The 19,416-nt window shown below is 42.8% G+C and carries 19 protein-coding genes; 7 read left to right on the top strand and 12 right to left on the bottom strand.

The window, feature by feature from the left end; genetic code table 11:
• Window positions 1-42: 42 nt before the first annotated feature.
• A complete protein-coding gene (locus QLH32_RS08980; protein WP_267981260.1) occupies window positions 43-1,266 on the top strand; it encodes a magnesium transporter CorA family protein in 1,224 nt (407 codons plus the stop codon).
• Window positions 1,267-1,395: 129 nt separating this feature from the next.
• On the opposite strand, the gene QLH32_RS08975 is transcribed toward QLH32_RS08980, so the two are convergent.
• The 8 genes from QLH32_RS08975 to QLH32_RS08940 form a co-directional block, all read right to left on the bottom strand.
• The gene (locus QLH32_RS08975) at window positions 1,396-1,740 is read right to left on the bottom strand and encodes a hypothetical protein (protein ID WP_283269237.1); all 345 of its coding nucleotides are present in this window, start codon (window positions 1,738-1,740) and stop codon (window positions 1,396-1,398) included.
• A 316-nt stretch (window positions 1,741-2,056) separates the two neighbouring features.
• Complete coding sequence (locus QLH32_RS08970) at window positions 2,057-2,386, bottom strand: chaperone modulator CbpM (RefSeq protein WP_283269236.1); 330 nt, start codon at window positions 2,384-2,386, stop codon at window positions 2,057-2,059.
• 11 nt (window positions 2,387-2,397) lie between these two features.
• Window positions 2,398-3,363: a DnaJ C-terminal domain-containing protein gene (locus QLH32_RS08965; RefSeq protein ID WP_283269234.1), complete on the bottom strand. Its 966-nt coding sequence runs from the start codon at window positions 3,361-3,363 to the stop codon at window positions 2,398-2,400.
• Between the two features lie 177 nt (window positions 3,364-3,540).
• Window positions 3,541-3,960: a type II toxin-antitoxin system VapC family toxin gene (locus QLH32_RS08960; protein ID WP_283269233.1), complete on the bottom strand. Its 420-nt coding sequence runs from the start codon at window positions 3,958-3,960 to the stop codon at window positions 3,541-3,543.
• Window positions 3,957-4,199, bottom strand: coding sequence for a hypothetical protein (locus QLH32_RS08955; RefSeq protein ID WP_283269232.1), 243 nt, complete (start codon window positions 4,197-4,199; stop codon window positions 3,957-3,959). Before QLH32_RS08955 ends, QLH32_RS08960 begins: the two co-directional genes overlap by 4 nt.
• A 123-nt stretch (window positions 4,200-4,322) precedes the next feature.
• A complete protein-coding gene (hslO, locus tag QLH32_RS08950; protein WP_283269231.1) occupies window positions 4,323-5,198 on the bottom strand; it encodes an Hsp33 family molecular chaperone HslO in 876 nt (291 codons plus the stop codon).
• A 119-nt stretch (window positions 5,199-5,317) separates the two neighbouring features.
• Complete coding sequence (locus tag QLH32_RS08945; RefSeq protein WP_283269229.1) at window positions 5,318-7,135, bottom strand: cation:proton antiporter domain-containing protein; 1,818 nt, start codon at window positions 7,133-7,135, stop codon at window positions 5,318-5,320.
• Between the two features lie 37 nt (window positions 7,136-7,172).
• On the bottom strand, window positions 7,173-9,398 hold the full coding sequence (locus QLH32_RS08940) for a primosomal protein N' (protein WP_283269228.1): 2,226 nt from the start codon (window positions 9,396-9,398) through the stop codon (window positions 7,173-7,175).
• Window positions 9,399-9,559: 161 nt separating this feature from the next.
• Between QLH32_RS08940 and gspF the strand changes: the two genes are divergently transcribed.
• From gspF to QLH32_RS08925, 3 genes are all read left to right on the top strand, one after another.
• Entirely contained in the window at window positions 9,560-10,765 is a 1,206-nt protein-coding gene (gene gspF / locus QLH32_RS08935; RefSeq protein WP_283269226.1) for a type II secretion system inner membrane protein GspF, read from the top strand.
• 8 nt (window positions 10,766-10,773) lie between these two features.
• Window positions 10,774-11,307, top strand: a complete 534-nt coding sequence (gene gspG / locus QLH32_RS08930) for a type II secretion system major pseudopilin GspG (protein WP_283269224.1) — start codon at window positions 10,774-10,776, stop codon at window positions 11,305-11,307.
• Window positions 11,308-11,571: 264 nt separating this feature from the next.
• Window positions 11,572-11,916 carry a hypothetical protein gene (locus QLH32_RS08925; RefSeq protein ID WP_279959780.1) on the top strand — a complete coding sequence of 115 codons (345 nt, stop codon included), beginning with the start codon at window positions 11,572-11,574 and terminating at the stop codon, window positions 11,914-11,916.
• Between the two features lie 63 nt (window positions 11,917-11,979).
• Here QLH32_RS08925 and QLH32_RS08920 read toward each other — a convergent pair whose 3' ends face one another.
• Window positions 11,980-12,243 carry a DUF2798 domain-containing protein gene (locus QLH32_RS08920; RefSeq protein WP_283269223.1) on the bottom strand — a complete coding sequence of 88 codons (264 nt, stop codon included), beginning with the start codon at window positions 12,241-12,243 and terminating at the stop codon, window positions 11,980-11,982.
• Window positions 12,244-12,485: 242 nt separating this feature from the next.
• On the opposite strand from QLH32_RS08920, the gene QLH32_RS08915 reads away from it, so the two are divergent.
• Window positions 12,486-12,824 carry a tRNA-binding protein gene (locus tag QLH32_RS08915; RefSeq protein ID WP_267981218.1) on the top strand — a complete coding sequence of 113 codons (339 nt, stop codon included), beginning with the start codon at window positions 12,486-12,488 and terminating at the stop codon, window positions 12,822-12,824.
• A gap of 1 nt (window position 12,825) precedes the next feature.
• Here the strand turns inward: QLH32_RS08915 and lnt are convergent, their stop codons facing one another.
• Together lnt and QLH32_RS08905 are read right to left on the bottom strand one after the other, a co-directional pair.
• Window positions 12,826-14,385: an apolipoprotein N-acyltransferase gene (gene lnt, locus QLH32_RS08910; protein ID WP_283269222.1), complete on the bottom strand. Its 1,560-nt coding sequence runs from the start codon at window positions 14,383-14,385 to the stop codon at window positions 12,826-12,828.
• Complete coding sequence (locus QLH32_RS08905; protein WP_004656129.1) at window positions 14,382-15,221, bottom strand: CorC family transporter; 840 nt, start codon at window positions 15,219-15,221, stop codon at window positions 14,382-14,384. Before QLH32_RS08905 ends, lnt begins: the two co-directional genes overlap by 4 nt.
• A gap of 175 nt (window positions 15,222-15,396) precedes the next feature.
• Here QLH32_RS08905 and tusA point away from each other — a divergent pair, with 175 nt between their 5' ends.
• Together tusA and QLH32_RS08895 are read left to right on the top strand one after the other, a co-directional pair.
• A complete protein-coding gene (gene tusA, locus QLH32_RS08900) occupies window positions 15,397-15,654 on the top strand; it encodes a sulfurtransferase TusA (protein ID WP_283269220.1) in 258 nt (85 codons plus the stop codon).
• A 37-nt stretch (window positions 15,655-15,691) separates the two neighbouring features.
• A complete protein-coding gene (locus tag QLH32_RS08895) occupies window positions 15,692-16,486 on the top strand; it encodes a hypothetical protein (protein WP_283269219.1) in 795 nt (264 codons plus the stop codon).
• A gap of 52 nt (window positions 16,487-16,538) precedes the next feature.
• Here the strand turns inward: QLH32_RS08895 and QLH32_RS08890 are convergent, their stop codons facing one another.
• Window positions 16,539-19,415: a type III restriction-modification system endonuclease gene (locus QLH32_RS08890; protein WP_283269217.1), complete on the bottom strand. Its 2,877-nt coding sequence runs from the start codon at window positions 19,413-19,415 to the stop codon at window positions 16,539-16,541.
• Window position 19,416: the final 1 nt, after the last annotated feature.

The raw sequence follows: 19,416 nt of genomic DNA, 5'->3' as shown, positions 1-19,416 counted from the left end.
TTATGGCATGATATTTTTAGGATTTAGATGAATATCAGGGTTATGCAGCTTTATTATTTTTATCGTCATAACAGTGAAGATACGATTTTTATTAGTGCCGAAGAACAATCAGAACATACGCTGGAATTTTTGTGGGTGGATAGTTTAAGGCAGGATCTGGTCAACCATACAGAATCCTGGCAGAACAATGTTTATGAGCACACAGGGCTGGTTTTGAATGAGTTTCATATGCGCGACCTGCTCAATATCGAACATCCCTGTGCTTTCGATAGTGTCGAGGAATATGACCTGCTGGTGTTCCGCAAACTGATTAGCCCAGACGACCAGATTTATGAAAGTGACAGTCCACTGGAATCTCATGAAAGTGTTTTTGGCTTGGCCACCACACCGATGAGTTTTATCTTAACGCCGAATGTCCTGATCAGTTTAAGGGAGCAGGGCAATAAGGCGGTGGAAAGCTATATCCAACGCATCCAGACCATTATGGGGCGGGCGATTGAGGAGCAGAATAAACCCCGTAAACTGGCCAGTACCCCAGCGGATCTCTGTTTGCGCCTGCTCAACAGCATGATTGATGGCTACCTCAACCTGCGCACCCCACTGACACGCCGTGTTGAATACTGGCAACAGCAACTGTTGCAGGGCAACCGCCGTTTTAAGCAATGGCATCAGTTGTTCCATGAGGATATGGCATTCCAGCAGATTGAAAACCTGTGTGAGGAACAGATTGAGACCTTGCAGGAATTTCGGGATGAGCTGGTAGACAACTACCATCATGTGGTCAGTGAACATAAACACAAAACACAGGACATTCTTCTGGTTCGACTGAATGACCTGATGAGCCATGTGGAGCGTGTGCAAAAGCATACCTTACGCTTGAGAAACGCCATTCAATCGGCCATTGATTTACACTTTTCGGCGATTGCCAACCAGACCAATGAAAATATGCGGATTTTGGCGATCATCACCGCCGTATTCGCACCCCTGACCTTGCTGACGGGAATTTACGGAATGAACTTTGAGTTTATTCCAGGATTAAAGTCACCTGTTGGGTTCTGGATCATGCTGGCGGTGATGTTATTAAGTACAGTACTGTTGCTGTACTATTTCTATCAGCAGCATTTGGTGGGACGGGGTGAGCGTAGTGTCATTGACCTGCTGGCACAGCAGCATAAACAACGCAACCTGAACCTGCTCTGGTTTCTGGACTATGAACCGATTAAACAAACCCTCAAAGAGGTTGAGAAAATGACCAAACTTAAATAAGTCGTATTTTATATAGCTTTTAGATTTAGTTATTATGGCTAGTTTCTTGAGTATTGGGGGTGGATTTTTGGTCTAATGTATTTGGAGAAAATTGATAAAACTAGCCGTACATATTTATATTAATTTTACTTATCTATTCCGATTCTCGATAATCACATCTGGACTATGCTGAATATTAGGTCGTGTATATAGTGGGTCATTATCTGTTAAACAACGAAATGTAAGCGTAATTGTTGTATCAATACCCATACGTGTAGGCATAATAGATTCATTGACAAACATAAAATTTTTACCCATTGTGGTACATTGTTCGGTAGCCTTGTTAAATGCCTTATTCCTTGCTGATGCGGCATCACGAAAACCATCGGCGGTAGCAGAAATAGAAAAAGTGTCTTTACCCATTGGAAGAACATGACTCGTACTAACACATCCTGTCACTATAAATGCCATGCTCACTAATAAAGTATTTTTCATAAAAGAATCTCTAAATAATAATTAATGAAATATTTTTTTTCTTACTTTGGCCATAATCTATATAGTCATAACAATAGTACTCGCTAATATCTAAAATTTTTTTTGCGGCCTCTACAATATTATGGCTATTTCTAGCTCGTACATAAATTTTATGTGTTACTTCAAGGTTATTATTCCTAAAGTAGATTAAAAAATTTTTCATATTTCTCTTAAAAAAATTTAACAGGACTTAGACTAACCAAATTTTATTAAAATGGAAAGAGACTATCTTAAGAGAGAATATGAATATTTCTTTCTAACGGAGACTATTATTTCCTCACGAATGAAAATGTTTTAACTGCCTGCGGAGTTGCTGCACTTCATCAATCAGGTCCAGCATCACCGCAACTGCAGATAGGCTGGCATCGAAGTCACGCTGTAAACGGTAGGCACGACGGGCGCGGGCAACATCTTCACCAATGAACTGGTGGCTTTGCGGATCAACCTGAATCTGCAAAATGTCGTAGTCGATCAGCTTGAGTACCCAGTCGGTGCTTTGACCACAGGCTTCGGCAAAATGCTCAAGATCAAGTGCCAATTGTTCATCAATGATTTCAACCTGGCAGTGACCGTTATATTGAATTTCTTTGTATTGAATGGTTGTCATGATCTTGCTCCTTATGAGGCACGAGGTCGGAAAGTGGAGAAGGTATCGGCAAACTGCTGATAGGCCTGCTGTTCCTGTTCACTGTGCGCTGGCGGTAACACAATATTGATGATCAGGTAGAGATGACCTGCGGTCTTGTTTGGAATCCCTTTGTCCTTTAAGCGGAGTTGCTGACCATTCTTGGCATTTTTAGGGAGGTTGACTTTCAACTGCCCAGCAGGGGTGGAAACCTCAATGCTCTGGCCCAGACCCGCTTCCCACGGGCTTACATCAATGGTCTGGTAGACATCGGCCCCCTCCACATGGATGCGGTCTGTATCCCTGTATTGAATCTCAATATACAGGTCACCATTTTCACCACCATTGATGCCACTCTGGCCCTGCCCATTGAGACGAATCTGCTGACCCTCTTTCATGCCTTTTGGAATTTTGACTTCCAGCGTTTTGCGCTGTACCTCAGGCTCACCATAGGCATTGTAGGTCGGAATCTGTAGGGTAATTTGCTGGGTCGAACCGTGATAGGCAATGTCTAAATCAACTTGAATGCTGGCATGCTGGTCTTCGCCCTTGTAACTACGTTGCTGGCGTTGCGAACGCTGCTGCCCACCACCAAACCCTGCGCCAAAACGGCCGAACAAGTCTTCAAAACCACTAAAGTCTGCACCCCCATCGCCTGAACTTTGGCGATAGAACTGGGAACCATCAAAACCACCCGTGCCTTGACCAAATCCACCTGTACCCTGGCCAAAGCCTGCAAAGCCCTGTGGATGATCCAGCATCTGGTCATATTCAGCCTTTTTAGTGGCATCACCCAAGGTATCGTAGGCGACATTAATCGCCTGCATTTTGGCTTCAGCATCTGCTTCTTTACTAATATCTGGATGATATTTCTTTGCTAATTTACGATAGGCTTTCTTGATTTCGTCTGCTGAGGCACCGCGTGTAACCCCTAGTTCCTCATAATAATTTTTTGCCATAATTTGATGAATATCGTTATCGGGTTTCTTTCATTATGAAACGAATTGCCAAGATTTCAATAGGCTGGATTGTATAAGACTTGTTTTGTTTCTGGTCGTTTAAAAAGTAAGTAAGACGCTCAATAGCAACAAGCACTTATCAGAAATAAAAGCTTTCCAAGAGCAATATGCGTCAACTCAAATATTCCAGGGATTGATGAGTTCTATACCACAATACTGAAAATCTTTTATATTACGAGTCGCTAAAATTGCGTTTTTACTACGAGTGATTGCTGCAATCATTGCATCAAACTGACTGATTGGGAGACCTTTGGTTTTACGTAAGGCTGCAATATCTGCATAATGTTCGGCTGCTTGTTGATCAAAACTTAGAATTAAATCACGAAAGTCCGTATCAAAAATATTCTTGATGCCTGTCAATAATTGCTGTTGTTTCTGCCCTTTAGGCATAATGTGGATGCCATATAACATTTCACTATAGCTAATTGTTGTGGTGAATAAGGATAATCTTTGTTGTTGAAGTAACCAGTGAATAACTTGTTCATTGGGTTTTTTGCGTAATAGTTCTGAAACGATATTGGTATCCAGAATAATCATTCTATAAATCCAGTCGTTTCGGGAATATACTCACGTTTAGGTAAATCAAGCTCTAATCCATCAAAAGACATCGCTTTTTTTCTGATGCTATCTAGCCAGTTTGCGGTATCTGTGGATGGTGATAAGGCGGCCTGTAGGATTTTATGGATTTCAACCTCAATGGGAACGCCATGTAAATCAGCTTGTCGCTGTAATTTTTCTGCAAGTTGAGCATCTAGGTTGAGCATCATATTTGACATTAAATACCTCCAACAAGACGCTTATTTTTTAGTCTTTTATTGTAGCATAGTGAAAAAAATGATTGATAGGCACTTTCCAAAATTAAGCCTTTATATCTTTTATATAAAGGCTTAATCAATAGTTTAACTCAAATGTTCGCCAAACAAGGCCAAAGCTTCTTCGGCAGTAAACTCATAACGTGCATTACAGAACTGGCAATCCATTTGAATCGGGTTCTGTGCTTCCAGCGTTTCGTGTACCGCATCCACCCCAATCTGGATCAGGGCATTGGCACAGCGTGCTTTGGAACAGGTACAGCCAAACTTTAACTGCTCAACATCAGGTAAACGTACTTCTTCTTCATTATACAGGCGGTACAGGATCTCATTGGCTGGCAGGTCGGTCAGCTCTTCTGGTTTTAGTGTTTCAGTCAGCATGGTCAGACGTGGCCATAAATCCTCATCCACCAGTTTCTGCTCTTCCTCATCATTGCGTGGAAGCAATTGAATCAGTAAGCCACCCGAACGTTTACTGTTGGTTGCCAGAACAATATGTGTTGGAATCTGTGCAGACAGGTCATAATACTGCATCAGGCAACCTGCCAGTGTCGGTTGATCCAGTGGCACAATCCCCTGATAGCGTTCGCCATGCTCAGGCTCGATATTGATAAATAGAACAGGACTGCTGAGTGACGCAAGTACAGTACGGCTGTCCGACCCCTCTACAAATCTTGGGTCATCTTCATAATCCGCCAGTGCGCGCACTTCACCCAAGTGGTTGCATTCCGCCATTGCCCACTTGAATGTGCCATTGGCCTGGATTTGCAGGCTGATACGGCCACGGATTTTAAGGGTGCTTGCCAGTAAGGCGGTGGCACTGAGCATTTCACCCAGCAGGCTTTGCACGGCGGGCATATATTCACGTTGTGCCAGAATGGTTTGCAGCGTTTCTTCCAAATGAACCACCTCACCGCGAACAGGGCAGTCTTCAATATAAAAGCGTTGGCGTAAATCAGACATCTTTTTCTCCAGTATTCCGTACAGCGCACAAACAACGCTTTGACTTGCCAAGCCTGAACGGCTGCACAAGTGGGTGAATGGGGGGTATGCAGTCAATAATGGTGGCGCTTTGCCAAAACTCAAGATGTTTCATGCGGCGATTTTGCATCAGTTTGTGTCGCCTGATCATCAGGCACGCGTTCAGGAGAAACAATTTTCATGTTTTCAAACAAATACTCAAGTTCAGCAAGCGCATGGGGATAATTGTCCATTGTTTCATACTGATCATGATACCAAGGCGACTGCTTGAGCAACTGTTGATCCTGCTGCTGGAACTGGCTGATTTTTACCTGTGCATCCTCAGTTGAATATCCAGTTTCAACTAGTGCCTGTTGAGCCATATCAAGTGAAGACAGATAGGTTTCACGCCAAACATGCTGAATGCCTAAATCATGCAATAAATGGGCATGATGTCGGTCACGCGCACGCACCAGTAAGCTCAGGTCTGGATAATTTAAACAAAGATGGCGCGCCAGATTCATGCTGTCCTCAACATCATCAATGGCAATAATCAGTAGTTTGCAATATTCAATGCCCGCCGCACGCAGATTTTCGACTTTGGTGACATCGGCATCCAGGAAATGGTGTCCATATTGTTCAATAAAATCGGCATCAGGCTGATTGCTGTCCATCACACTGAACTGCCTACCTTGCATATGTAATACGCGTGCAATTACTTGTCCAAAACGTCCAAAGCCCACAATCAGAATGGGATGCTGTGGCACATCCTGAGAATGTTCAGGAGCTTTTTTCTGCACCAAGGGCAAGATTTTGGCATTCATTAGCCAATACAGCAGTGGGGTGAGCAGCATTGAACCAAATATGATCAGCAAGGTCGGTTGCAAAATCTCTTTGCTGAGTAACTGTTCGGTTTCAGCGATTTTTAGCAGAATAAAAGACAGTTCACCGCTTTGTGCCAGCAGGATGGACAGTCCAAGGCTGAACTTGGCAGAACGGTGCTGATAATAACTGCTTGCCGCAATCATAGTTGCCTTAATTAGCAATAATCCAACGATAGAACCCAGAATGAATAAAGGTGACTGTAGCAGGGGAGTCAGGGAAAGTCCCAGTCCTATGGCAAGGAACAACAACCCAATTGCCGCATCTCTAAAAGGGGAAATAATCCGTTCAACTTCCACCTTAAACTCAGTCTCTGCCAGTAAGATGCCTGCCAGAAAAGCGCCAATCAATACATGGATATTGAGAATATCTATGATTAAAAGTACTGAGAGAACGATCAATAGTCCCAGAACGGGAATCAGCTCAATACTGTGGCGATGTGCCAAAAAGCGAAAGGCAGGTCGAACCAGATAACGGCTGGCGAGAAACAAACCTGAAATGGTGGCAATGATCGCAGCGAAATAGGCGATACCATGCTGGGTCGATGCTGTGTCTTCCAGTAGGGGAAACAAGCCAATTAGAACCACTGCAAACAGGGTGTGTAACTGTAGGCTGGGTAGTGCAGTCTGCCCCAATTTACTGTTGATTTGTATTTTATTTTGAAGCAGTTGCTGTACAAGGGTGATGGATGACAGGGCAAGTGCAAAGCCCAGAATCATACTTTTTAGAAAATCCTGTAGGATGAAAAAACTGGCACTGACCAGAAAAATAATGCTAAGTAGCAGTGGCAATCCACTATTGATCATCAGATTATGGCGCTGTACCCAGAGTTGTTGCGGTTTAAAGGCAAAGCCCAGAAACAACATCAACATGACCATGCCCAAGTCAGTCAGTTGACTGATTAGCCCTGCATCATCAATCAGATTAAAAACACCAGAACCCAGCAATAGCCCTGCCATCAGATAACCCAAAACAGGGGTTGAGGCATAGCGTTTTGCCAATGGTGCAAAGATTAAGGTCGCAAATAATAACAAAATGATTTGTAGCAGTAAGGACATCTAATGCCTCAAATTTTTATGTTTCTCATATTCAGTTCTAACTAAACTCCTGTGGGTCTACATCAATCGACAGTCTCAGTTGATGCTGACGAGGTAAATGTACCACTTGTTGCCACCATTGGCGTAAATAAAAATGCAGTTTTGCCCGATCAGCAGACAAAATCACCATATGCGCCCGATAACGACCTGCTTTACGCTCCATCGGTGCAGGAATAGGTCCCCAAATATCAACACTGTCTGTTGCCATTGTCCTTAACTGTTGTGCAATCTCAGTTAAAAACTGTTGGCTATAGGCCCTATCTCTGGATTCAACCCGAACCAGCACAGCATAACGATAGGGTGGCAATAACGCTATTTTGCGTTCAGCCAGCATTTGCTTTGCAACGGTTCGATAATCATGTTCAATCAGTGTGGTCAGCATGGGATGGTCAGGGCGTAGGCTTTGCAAATAGACATGGCCCTTGTGTTCGCCACGGCCCGCACGACCTGCAACCTGCACAATCAACTGGGCGGTACGTTCTGGCGCACGGATATCGACACTCAGTAATCCTGCATCAATATCCAGAATGGCAACCAAAGTGACATGGGGGAAATGATGCCCTTTTGCCAGCATTTGTGTACCCAGCAAAATCGTTGGTTTGTTTTGCTGAATACGGTCATAAATCTTCTGCCAGCTCCCCACCCGACTGGTGCTGTCACGATCCACCCGAATCACTTCATGATGGGGAAACAGCTCATTCAGGTGTTCTTCCACTTTTGCTGTGCCTGCACCGATGCTCTTGAGGGTTTGCTGCTGGCATTCAGGGCAGTGCTCAGGCAAACGCTGAATGGTGCCACAATGATGACAATGCAAATAATGATAGGGTTGTGAATGCACAGTAAAGTGGGCATCGCAATGTGGGCAATTGGCCTGCCAGCCACAGCTTTCACAAATCAGCACAGGCGCATAGCCACGGCGGTTGAGAAAGATGAGCACCTGTTCCTTGCGTTCCAGTGTCTGCTTGATCTGGTCAATCAAGGTTTGACTGATGCCATGCTGTTTTTTTGCCACCTTTAGGTCAATCACATGCATTTTGGGCAAGCTCGCAACGCCAGCACGTTGGTTCAATTCAAGTAGATGCAATTTACCTGATTCGACCAAGTGGTAGCTATCAATACTTGGTGTGGCTGACCCTAAAATTACGGGACATTGTTGGAGATGTCCCCGATAGAGTGCCACATCGCGGGCATGGTAGCGAAAACCCTCTTGCTGCTTATAGGAAAGATCATGTTCCTCATCCAGAATAATCAGCCCAAGACGGGGTAAGGGCGTATAAATTGCTGAGCGTGTGCCAATCACAATTGAAGCTTTACCCGTCTGGGCATGCTGCCAGGCCTGTAGGCGTTTTGAATCATTCAGGCCTGAATGCAGCAAGGCCACATCACAGTGAAAGCGAGACTTAAAACGGGCAACGGTTTGCGGAGTCAGGCCAATTTCAGGCACCAGCACCAGCATCTGTTTGCCCTGTTTTAACACCTCATGCATGACCTGTAGATAGACTTCGGTTTTACCGCTGCCTGTTAAGCCATCCAGTAAAAAAGCCTGATAGTGATGCAGCGATTTTGAAATCTGTTGAATGGCTTGCTTTTGGTCTGGATTGGCTGTGAGTGGCATTTGTGCCAACTGTACAGGCATTGGGGTGAAATCATGCGGTTCAAGCTGACATTGCACCAGCCCCTTTTTTTCCAGCGCCTTAAGTGTGGTGGTTTCCACACCACTCAGGTTTAAAATATTCTCTGTGGTTCCGTGCGGATGTAGTTTGAGAATCTGGTAGGCATCATATTGTTTTTGCGAGCGTTTCAATAAGCCATCGGGATCATCATGGGGAACGATTTTCCATTGGTGAAACAGGATGTCCAGTGCGCGGCCTTGTCTGAGTAGGGTGGGTAAGGCGCTTTGCATGACTTCGCCAATTGGAAATTGGTAATACTGTGCTGACCATGTCAATAAAGTTAAAACTTGTTGGTCTAGAATTGCTTCCTGATCGAGCAGTTCGGTAATGGCTTTAAGCTTAAATTGACCTGTAAATGCTTCGTTTGGATCAACCTTTTCAGTGATGATCCCAACCAGGTTCTGCCGTCCAAACGAAATCGCAACGCGTGCGCCAACTTGTGCCTGCGCATATTGCTCGGCACTGACCGTATAGTCAAACGTGTCATAAATATAGACAGGAATGGCAACCCGAATACGGTAAACAATGGCGCTGGAATCTTGGTTCGGCATATAGGCTTCAATCAGGTGTAAAATGGCATGACTGCATGTTGTTGAATTATGCTAAAGTGCTGTGCATTATGTCGATGAATTTCTTGCGGAACACTCGTTCCCCATCTCATACACGGATATAACGGTAACGACAACTATTTTGGGACAATTAGAACAGAACCATGCCTGCTTATCAATTTACTGCGCTTGATGCTTCAGGAAAGCAACATAAAGGTGTGCTTGAGGGAGATTCCGCGCGCCAAATCCGTCAACAGTTACGAGATAAAGCATGGACACCGCTTGCGGTCGATGCGGTTGAGCAAAAAGACAAACAGCAACAGCGCTCATGGTTTAGAAAGGGTTTTAGTGCCTATGACCTGGCATTGATGACCCGTCAGCTTTCAGTCCTGGTTGCGGCAGGTATTCCGCTGGAAGAAGCCTTGCGTGCGGTCAGTAAGCAAAGCGAAAAAACGCATGTGCAAAACCTGTTGATCGCCGTGCGTTCTAAAGTGCTGGAAGGCCATTCACTGGCTCAGGCCATGCAGCAATCAGGCCGTTTTCCTGAACTCTATATCGCAACCGTGGCAGCAGGCGAGCGCTCTGGGCATCTGGACCTGATTTTAGACCAGCTTTCAGACTACACTGAAAACCGCTTTGCCATGCAGAAGAAAATTCAGGGCGCGATGATCTACCCAATTATCCTGATGCTGATGTCATTTGCGATTGTGATGGGCTTAATGACCTACGTTGTGCCTGAAATTGTCAAAACCTTTGAGCAGAGTAAAGAAGCATTACCGTGGATTACGGTTCTGCTGATGAAAGCCAGTACCTTTATTCGCCATACCTGGATAGGGATGCTAATCCTTGCCGTGATTATCATCATCCTGTTTACCCGCTTTCTCAGAACCACAGCAGGGCATTATGCATTTGACCGTTTAACGCTCAAGTTGCCACTGTTTGGTAAACTTTCGCGTGGTATAAATGCGGCGCGTTTTGCCAGTACGCTGTCAATCCTGACCCGTTCGGGCGTACCTTTGGTTGAGGCATTACGCATTGGCGCGGAAGTGAGCAATAACTGGGTGATTCGCGATGCGATTGAAGTGGCGATGGAACGTGTAACAGAAGGTGGTAATTTGGCAACACAATTGGAGCGTTGCGGTTATTTCCCACCAATGATGGTACAAATGATTCGGAGTGGTGAGGCTTCGGGTGAACTGGACCGCATGCTGGATCGGGCATCGACCATGCAGGATCGGGAAGTCACAACCTTTATCTCCACCTTGCTGGCATTGCTGGAACCGCTGATGCTGATCTTTATGGCAGCCATTGTGTTGGTGATTGTGATTGCGGTCATGTTGCCAATTATTAATATGAATAATATGATCTAGGAAATTTGATGTTTGAGATGAAAATGAATAATTTAGTGAGTGAACAGCATTCTAAGTATAATCCTAATTCTGCTACTCGAAGCATAGCTTCTCGTCTTGCGGCAGGGTCGAGCGTTGCTCGACTTAATCCTGCCTCAGGCTTTACACTCATTGAAGTGATGGTGGTGATTGTGATTTTAGGTGTATTGGCTGCGCTGATTGTACCCAATGTGATGGGACGTGGTGAAAAAGCCAAGGTGGACACCACCAAGATCACACTGAAAGGTGTTGCAGGTGCACTGGATCAATACAAACTGGACAATAGCCGTTATCCAAGCATGCAGGATGGTGGTTTGGATGCCTTGGTAAATCAGCCTGCCTCTGCAAAGAACTGGTTGCCAGGTGGCTATGTCAAGGGTGGCTATCCTAAAGACAGCTGGGAAAATGACTTGCAGTACGTGATTCCAGGTCGTGAAGGTCGTCCATTTGATTTATATTCCTTTGGTGCGGATGGTAAAGAGGGCGGCGAGGGTAATGATGCTGATATTTATTATCAGCAATAATATCTAATCAAAAATATCACTTCACTTTTTAAATAAAATAAATCAGGAGTGAAGTGATAATTTTTCTTAGTTCGTGAATAAAATATAATACTTTGAAAAATATAGAACTATTAAAATGAATGATATTTGAGATTTATAATAAGAACTATTCCCATATTTAATAGTTACAAGAAATAGAAACTATGTAGGGAAATAGACTTTCTCTTTATATCGAAGCTTTGCATAATAAATTCAGACCATTTAAATCAAGTATGGAGTCATCAGATGAAAGCATTTTTTATGTTGGATGAGCTGAATCAGTTTCATTGGACAATGCTGAAGTCTGTATTGTTCATTTTAAGCCTGCTGCCGATTAGTGAGGGTGCCTTAAGCCTGTGGCAGACTACAGAGGGCAGTAGCCAGATCATGATTGGCTTTTTTGCATTAAGCATGTTGAGCGCATGGTTTGTGCTGTGTTTCCTAAGTGCCTTAAAAACAACGGTATGGGATAATCAGGAGATGATTTCCAGATATGAGCAATTGTTGTTTAAAGCCTACCGCTATATTCCGATGTTATTTTTATCAAGTCTGGTTGCATATTTATCCGTGCACTTATCTGTTGTATTTTAAATATCCTGAATAGTTAGGGCCAAAAACGTAGATTTAAAATCTACGTTTTTTTATTCTCCAAATTTAAGCGGGTCGTACCAGTAGCATCGTGATTTTACGAACGATAGGCAATACTAGTAACAAGACAGGAAACGCAATGAGCCATGAAATTCCCCAGGTAGATATCCAGGTATGAAAGGAAAACTGCGCGAGGCCCATACTTCGCAGCGTGCTAATACATGACACAATAAAAGTCATGATAATGGAGAGGAAGAAAGGTAAAACGATGGAAGCGTACCGACTTGGGATCTTTTGAAAATTAAAGGAAGAAGATTTTGAACTCTGCATTTTTTACTCCGTAAACCAACAAACGCCAGTGCCTGACCAAAATATAAAAATATCTTGATGTCATAGCTCCAAGCCTTGTTGGAGATATGTTGGCATGTTGATTGACGTAAACGTTTACGGCTTTAAGATCAGCAGCACTAATTTAGCATGAAGTATCTAGATTGGAAATAAAAACAGGTGTATTTATTGAGGTGGCTAAATTCGCTATGCTTCAACTGACTATGCAAGAGAAGAGAGGAAAGATGCAACAGATCGAGTGGAATGATTTTGCAAAGGTAGAATTACGTGTAGGAAGAGTTATTCAGGCAGAGGTTTTTAAGGAAGCACGAAAGCCAGCCTATATTCTACAGGTCGATTTTGGTGAGGAGCTTGGGATCAGAAAATCCAGTGCACAAATCACCAAGTTATATCAACCTGAAGACCTGGTCGGGAAGCTGGTGGTGGCGGTGGTGAATTTTCCGAAGAAGCAAATTGGCCCCATTCAGTCAGAATGTTTGGTGACAGGCTTTCATAATGCAGATGGGGAAGTTGCACTTTGTGTCCCAGAGTTTGATGTGCCTCTGGGAACAAAGTTACTGTAGGTTATCGACGTGACTTAAAGGAAACATCAACTTTACGTGGACGATAAATCCAGCCCATAACCAATAGAAGAATGGAGAAGATCAGAATTGGATAATCACTGAAACGACTATATAAGGTTTGCCCCTGCATTGCGGGTAAATCACCACGTAATACAAATTCCTCATCCAAAGGTGCCTGTTTCACGATATGGCCATTGTGGTCAATAAACGCTGTCACGCCAGTATTGGTGGCGCGAATAAACCAGCGGCCATTTTCTTTGGCGCGCATTTGCACCATTTGTAGATGTTGCCAAGGTCCAGCCGTTCCTGTAAACCAGGCATCATTGGAAACCGTGATTAAAAAGTCGCTATTGGATGCATTGCGGCGGGTGAGGTTCGGGTAGGCGACCTCATAGCAAATTGCGGCTGCGAGTGCATGACCTTTCACGATCAGTGGCTTCTGATTGGCTGCACCACGCGAGAAACCACTCATGCTGACATCATTCTGCATGGCAGGCAGTACCCATTTCAGCATGCCTGACAATGGAATATATTCCCCAAAAGGTACGAGACGCTGCTTTTTGTACAAACCGTGAGAATCGCTACCTGAAGACATGAGGCTGTTGTAGTACAGTGGTTCACCCACCTGTTGTGACTTTGTCACATCCCAGTATGGAATACCCGTTACCCAGGCTGTATCAGTTTTCTTGGCCTGAGCCGCCATGGCATCCAAAAACTCAGGAATATCGGTCTGGAACATTGGAATTGAAGATTCGGGCCAAACGATCAGGTCACGCCCCCATTCGGCACGGGTCAGGGTTGCATAAATCTCCAGAGTCTTGATCTGGTATTCAGTCAGCCATTTCAGGTCTTGAGGAATATTGCCCTGAATCAGAGACACGCTCAGTGGCTTGGTGGCTTTGGGCTGAACAAACTGGATAAATCCAGCACCCCAGGCCCCTAGCACCAGCAAGGTGGAGGGAATGGCCCAAAACCAGCGTCGATTTAAAATTTCGACCAAAGCACATGCCAGCACGATGACCACAAATGAAACTGCATAAATGCCAAATAAAGGCGCATAGCCATCCAGCAGCCGTTCAGTAAATGCGTATCCAGCAAACAACCATGGGAAACCTGTAAATACCCAGGTTTTTGCCCATTCGAACATCACCCAGAGCGGTGCAAAGGTTAATGGTGTTTCTGGAAAAAACCGTCGATAAGCCCATGTTTGAAAAGCTGTAAATAAGCCCATTGCGGCTGCCATAAAGACAATCATCAGGATGCTTAAAAAGGCATTGGTGTCGCCATAGGTATGGATGGAGGTGTAGAGCCAAAATGCCCCCACAAACCATAAACCAAAACCATAGGCCCAGCCCAGTGCAAAGGCTTGGCGTGGACTACGCTGGCGTAACACCGCATAAAGCAATGCTGGTGACAGAATCGCCAGCCACCAGAAATAATACGGTGCAAGTGCCAGACTGAAGATTGCGCCTGAGATCAGTGCAATCAGCAGTGGAACAATAAAAGGGAGCTGTTTTTGAGGTTGAGATGAATTTAACAGCTTTTCAAAATAGCTTCTCATTGACGGACAGCTCGAATCAGATGAATAGTGCGCGCATCTGCTTCAATAATGGTGAATTGCCAATCTCCAAGTTCAATGGTCTGACCCTGTAAATCGCTGACTAAACCAATTTCTTGCAGCAGTAAGCCGCCCATAGTTTCAACTTCATCGTCAGAAAAATCAGCATCTAAAATAGTGTTGAAGTGTTCGATTGGTGTAAGTGCCTGCACAATCCAGGTATTGGCTGTGGTTGGGTCATTGTCTGGCACGATATATAACGCTTCTTCATCCGCAATATCATGCTCGTCTTCAATTTCACCTACAATCTCTTCGAGAATGTCTTCAAGTGTCACCAAGCCAGAGGTTGAACCATACTCATCAATCACGATGGCGATATGGGTTTGCGTATTCTTTAACATGCGCAGCACCTGGTCTGAGCGTGCACTTTCGGGCACAAACACAGGCTGGCGCATCAATGAACGTATATCCACCTTGACATTACGCTCAGTTAAGAAAGGCAATAGGTCCTTGGCCAACAGGATACCCACCACATTGTCACTTTGATCCGCTGAAAACACAGGGAAGCGTGAATGTGCTGAATCGATGAGTACATGCAGAATATCAAGTAACTGGTCATCTTCCTGTAAGCTGATAATCGCTGTACGTGGCGTCATGACCTCTCGAATCTTTGTTGCTGGCAGATCGAGAACACCCTCAAGCATGGCAACAGTATCTGGCTCTAAAAAGCGACGTGAGTCTTGAACTAACTTGAGTAATTCATCGCGGGTTTCAGGTGCGGTACCTAACCATTTTCTTAAGCCACGCATACCCCACGATGGACTGGATTCCTCGACCATGATCTTTCCTAAAGACTCTCTATATCAATTAGATGATTTTCATCATACCGAAGAAAAAGCGGATATGCATCAATAAAACGATGCAAAAAATGTACAGTTTTTCAAAAAGCTGCCGATGATTTTTATAAGTGCAGTTTATGTTAAAATGTGAATATTAAAATATTTGAGTTTTACGATGTCTGAACAACCCCAAGTTGCTACTGTTCAATTGAATACGAGAGGTTTACGTTGCCCTGAACCAGTGATGATGTTGCATCAAGCTATTCGTAAAGCAAAGTCAGGCGACATCGTGGAAGTATTGGCAACTGATCCATCAACATCATGGGATATTCCTAAATTTTGTATGCATTTAGGGCATGAGCTTTTGCTCAAAGAAGAAAGCCTTGATGAAAATAGCAATACTGAATATCGTTATTTGGTACAAAAAGGGTAGTCTGGATATTGAGTTAAATTGTTGAGGAAATGGTTCAGTGAAATTAAAACAGCTTGAAAAACACATGTGGGTTTTTGAAACTTTGCTTGATGAGGATATAGAGCAGCAATTTGATGAAGCATTGGAGTACTTGTCTCAAGGCAGTTTACTTGCATCAGAGCTGACTCTAACCAAGCTACTTGCTGAGTATCCCCAACATATTGATGCTTGGGTTCATCTTGGGCTGGTTTATGAATATTCTGGTCGTAAAATAGAATCTTATCTTGCTTTGCGTGAGGCTCATCGTATTGGACTGGCAGCATTTCCCACTACATTTAACTGGGATAAAGATTTATTGGAATGGGGCTTTATTGAGAACCGTCCATTTTTAAGGGCTTGCTTTAATTTAGCCTTGCATATGACTGATACACCGATGGCTGTTGAGGCAGAGCAGATTTTTACAAGATTAGTCAAGATATCCCCAAATGATAATCAGGGAGCACGCTATCTGTTATTAAAACGCTTTCTTGAAACAGGGAATAAATTAAAATTGCAATGGCTGAATACCAAGTATCCAGAAGACTATAGCCCTGAATTTTTATATGGAAAAGTATTGTTTGCATTAATGCAGCAAGATATGGATAGGGCTAAAGCCGCATTTTCTGAAGCAAAAGCGGCTTTTCCCCTGGTTGCCCGAGAACTCAAGAAAAAACGTCATCCTCGACCTGCTGGATTTAATGAGGGATATATCACGGTAGGCGGCAAAGATCAGGCATTTGTCTACTGGAGAGAGTTTGGTGACTTTTGGAAAATAGACAGTCCTGCTTATGAATTTTTATTGGCTAATATATAGTCATGCTATGAATAAGCCCTGACCTTTTGGGACAGGGCGATTCCTTAATTTGTTATGCTTCCTTGATCAGGCTATTTTTAAGCAAATGTTCAAACTTGGCAATATCCGTAATTTCATGCCATTGAATATTCTGATGTTTGATTTGCTTAAAAAACCTTTCCTGTATATTAACGGCTAATTTATCTGAATCCCTTTGATTATCACTTTTTGCTTCAATGACTAGATTTAAGTGAATATTTTGACTATCTTTGGCTTGAATAGCATAAATAAAATCGGGGCTGGTTGTTCCACCAATATAAGTGGGAATACGAATACTTTTACGAGGAAGTTTGCCATACACAATCACTTCATCAGTCGGTTGAACTTTTAAAATCTCATGTTCAATTTCACTGTCATAGGCATAACGATCATATAAATATTTTTGATCATGAGGACGTTGAATATCATCCGCAATATATTCACCGACTAAACCTTGAGCCAACTCAGTGACAAGCTCTCCCTGATCATTAAAAATGCTGGTGCTAGCAGTATAATTTAAACTGGAATACTCATATTTTTGGGCAAACTTCTCAATAAAAGTATGTTGGAATGCTTTTAAAAATTGCTCAATATTATGCTGATTAAAATATTCAGGCTTCACTTCATTGTGTTGACTATAACGAATCAAGGCTTGATGTAAGCCATTCAAAGAGAGTGATGTTCGTTGATGTAACTGTTTTAAAAACTGACCATAGTTGAGTTGTCCGATGTGGCTTTGTATAGATTGATATCCTCCTTGATGAATCATGGCCTGTCGTTCAACATTCAGCATAAGGTTCTTGATTTCAATACTTGGAGCCATCCATTCTACTTGGGCAAGGGTATCATCAATTAAGCTTTCAATTTCTTCTGGTTGTGTTTTTGCAAATTCCAGCAAATAACGTTTGCTGACCACATTCCATAAATCACGGATTTTTTCAAAATTATCTTTGTTGAGTTTAAGTTTTGGTCGTGGCTTTTCTTCGCCACCCGTTACCTTGCCGTCTTGGAGTTTCTGTACAAAAGTCGTAGGGAAGAGTGAACAAAGTTTTTCTATATCCAGAATTTGATCTTGTTCATCAATAATATCCTCTAATAAAAGTTTGCCTTTGGCTTTTGCCAAAGTGTTGGCATAACTATTTTCAACCAATGTCGCTAAGATTTTATCGTTAATGCTATTGGTTTTTAAGCCACCACCATCGGCGTTAATTTCACCAATCAATTTTTTGGCAAACTCACGTTCAGAATAATCAATAATATAAGTTAAACGAAAATCTTCATGATGCTGTTCGGCATTGAGACGTGTACCATTCTCATCAAAAGGTAAACGTAAACCACGCCCAACTTCCTGTAATTTACTAATTTCTGAACCACTAGATCGGAGTTTACAAATGACAAAAACGTTAGGATTGTCCCAACCCTCACGCAATGCCCATTTTGAAAATAGAAAGCGTCTTAAATTCCAGCGACCATTGGCATGTTTAAATTTCAGCATACTTTCTTTGTTGCGTAAAATATCATCAACTTCGGCAATAATTGCTTCATCACCTTTTTTCTGTTGATCTTCGGCAAAATACCCTGCAATACAGGCATCAATATCCTGTAATGATGCTTGTAGAAATTCCTGATATTCACCCGTTGCCTTGTTTATTTCACTTGCTAAACGTTGGCGTAGTAATTCCTCAAACTTTAAACGTAACCAGCCTTTTTCCTGTTTATCCTGACCTCGAAAAGAACCAACGCTATCAATAAAAAATAAGGTATTGGTTTTGATTTTAGGTGGATGATTGGCAAGGTGTTCACGATAGAAATTGGTTTTCTCTTTTTCAAAATGTGCATCTAGTGCCTGTTTTAACAAAATTTCCTGATAACTTTGAGCAAAGGTTTGGGGAATCAGTTCCATTCCAGTCTCTAGATACAGTTCATTAGAAAGTTTAAACTTGCTGCCATCTTTATCCAGTTCCAGTCCTTTAAACCCAATATCCAAAATGCCTAAATCATCGCCAACTTTAATTTCAACAGTTTTTTTACTCCCGATCTGACTAAATAATAGGGTAGATTTATCTATTACTTTGGTTATTTTGAATTTAATCAGATCAGTCTGTTTTGGGTTTAAATGTGGATATTGAATATGCACACCTTTCACCAAATTTTCATTAAAAGCTCGAATCCCATTGAGTTCATAGACTAGATTTTCATAGTCTTTTTCAATGATTTTATGTTTGCCTGTGCCTATACTGCGTTCAGGGAAAGTTGCCCCAAAGCGGATAATCAGTTGTGGTTGTAAATTCTCAACAATATTTTTCCATGCAGTATTTTCTTTTTTAAAACGATGAGGTTCGTCAATAATCACAATTGGGCGAGTATGTGCCAGACCCTGAATTGGTGAGGAAAGATGACCAAACAGGGTACTGTCATAATCATCTGTGGTCATGGATTTAGAGGCAAGCATGGCATCATTGAGTAATAGTACTGAAATATTATTTTTTTCAGCCTGAGAGCTATCACAGAATTCTCGTATTGCTTCGGGTATTTGTTTGCGTTTCCCTTTTTTATTGGCAAAGTCACCTGCACTGACCAAGCCTAAGTGAATATTTTGATTATTAAATTCTTGTCTAAAATGCTGTATCCAGCCAGTGGATTGAATCGAGTTCTTAACACCCTCTTTAATCGCTAGACTCGGTACAAGCAGGATAAATTTAAAACAATTAAAATTCTGTTTAAGCTGATGGATCAAACGAGTATAAACATAGGTTTTTCCTGTACCTGTCTCCATTTTGACATCAATCCCTTGCTCAATATGCAGTAGGGGATTGGCTTGAGGATGGCTCGCCTGGATTTTATTCTCATCAATAGTTTCAATCACAGCTTGAACGGCATCAAGCTGATATTGTAGTTTATCCAGTTTCATT

The organism is Acinetobacter corruptisaponis, from assembly GCF_030053775.1.
In the GTDB taxonomy this organism is placed as follows: domain Bacteria; phylum Pseudomonadota; class Gammaproteobacteria; order Pseudomonadales; family Moraxellaceae; genus Acinetobacter; species Acinetobacter corruptisaponis.
The sequence above is the reverse complement of the archived record's forward strand: the minus strand, read 5'-3'. Positions and strand labels throughout refer to the sequence as shown.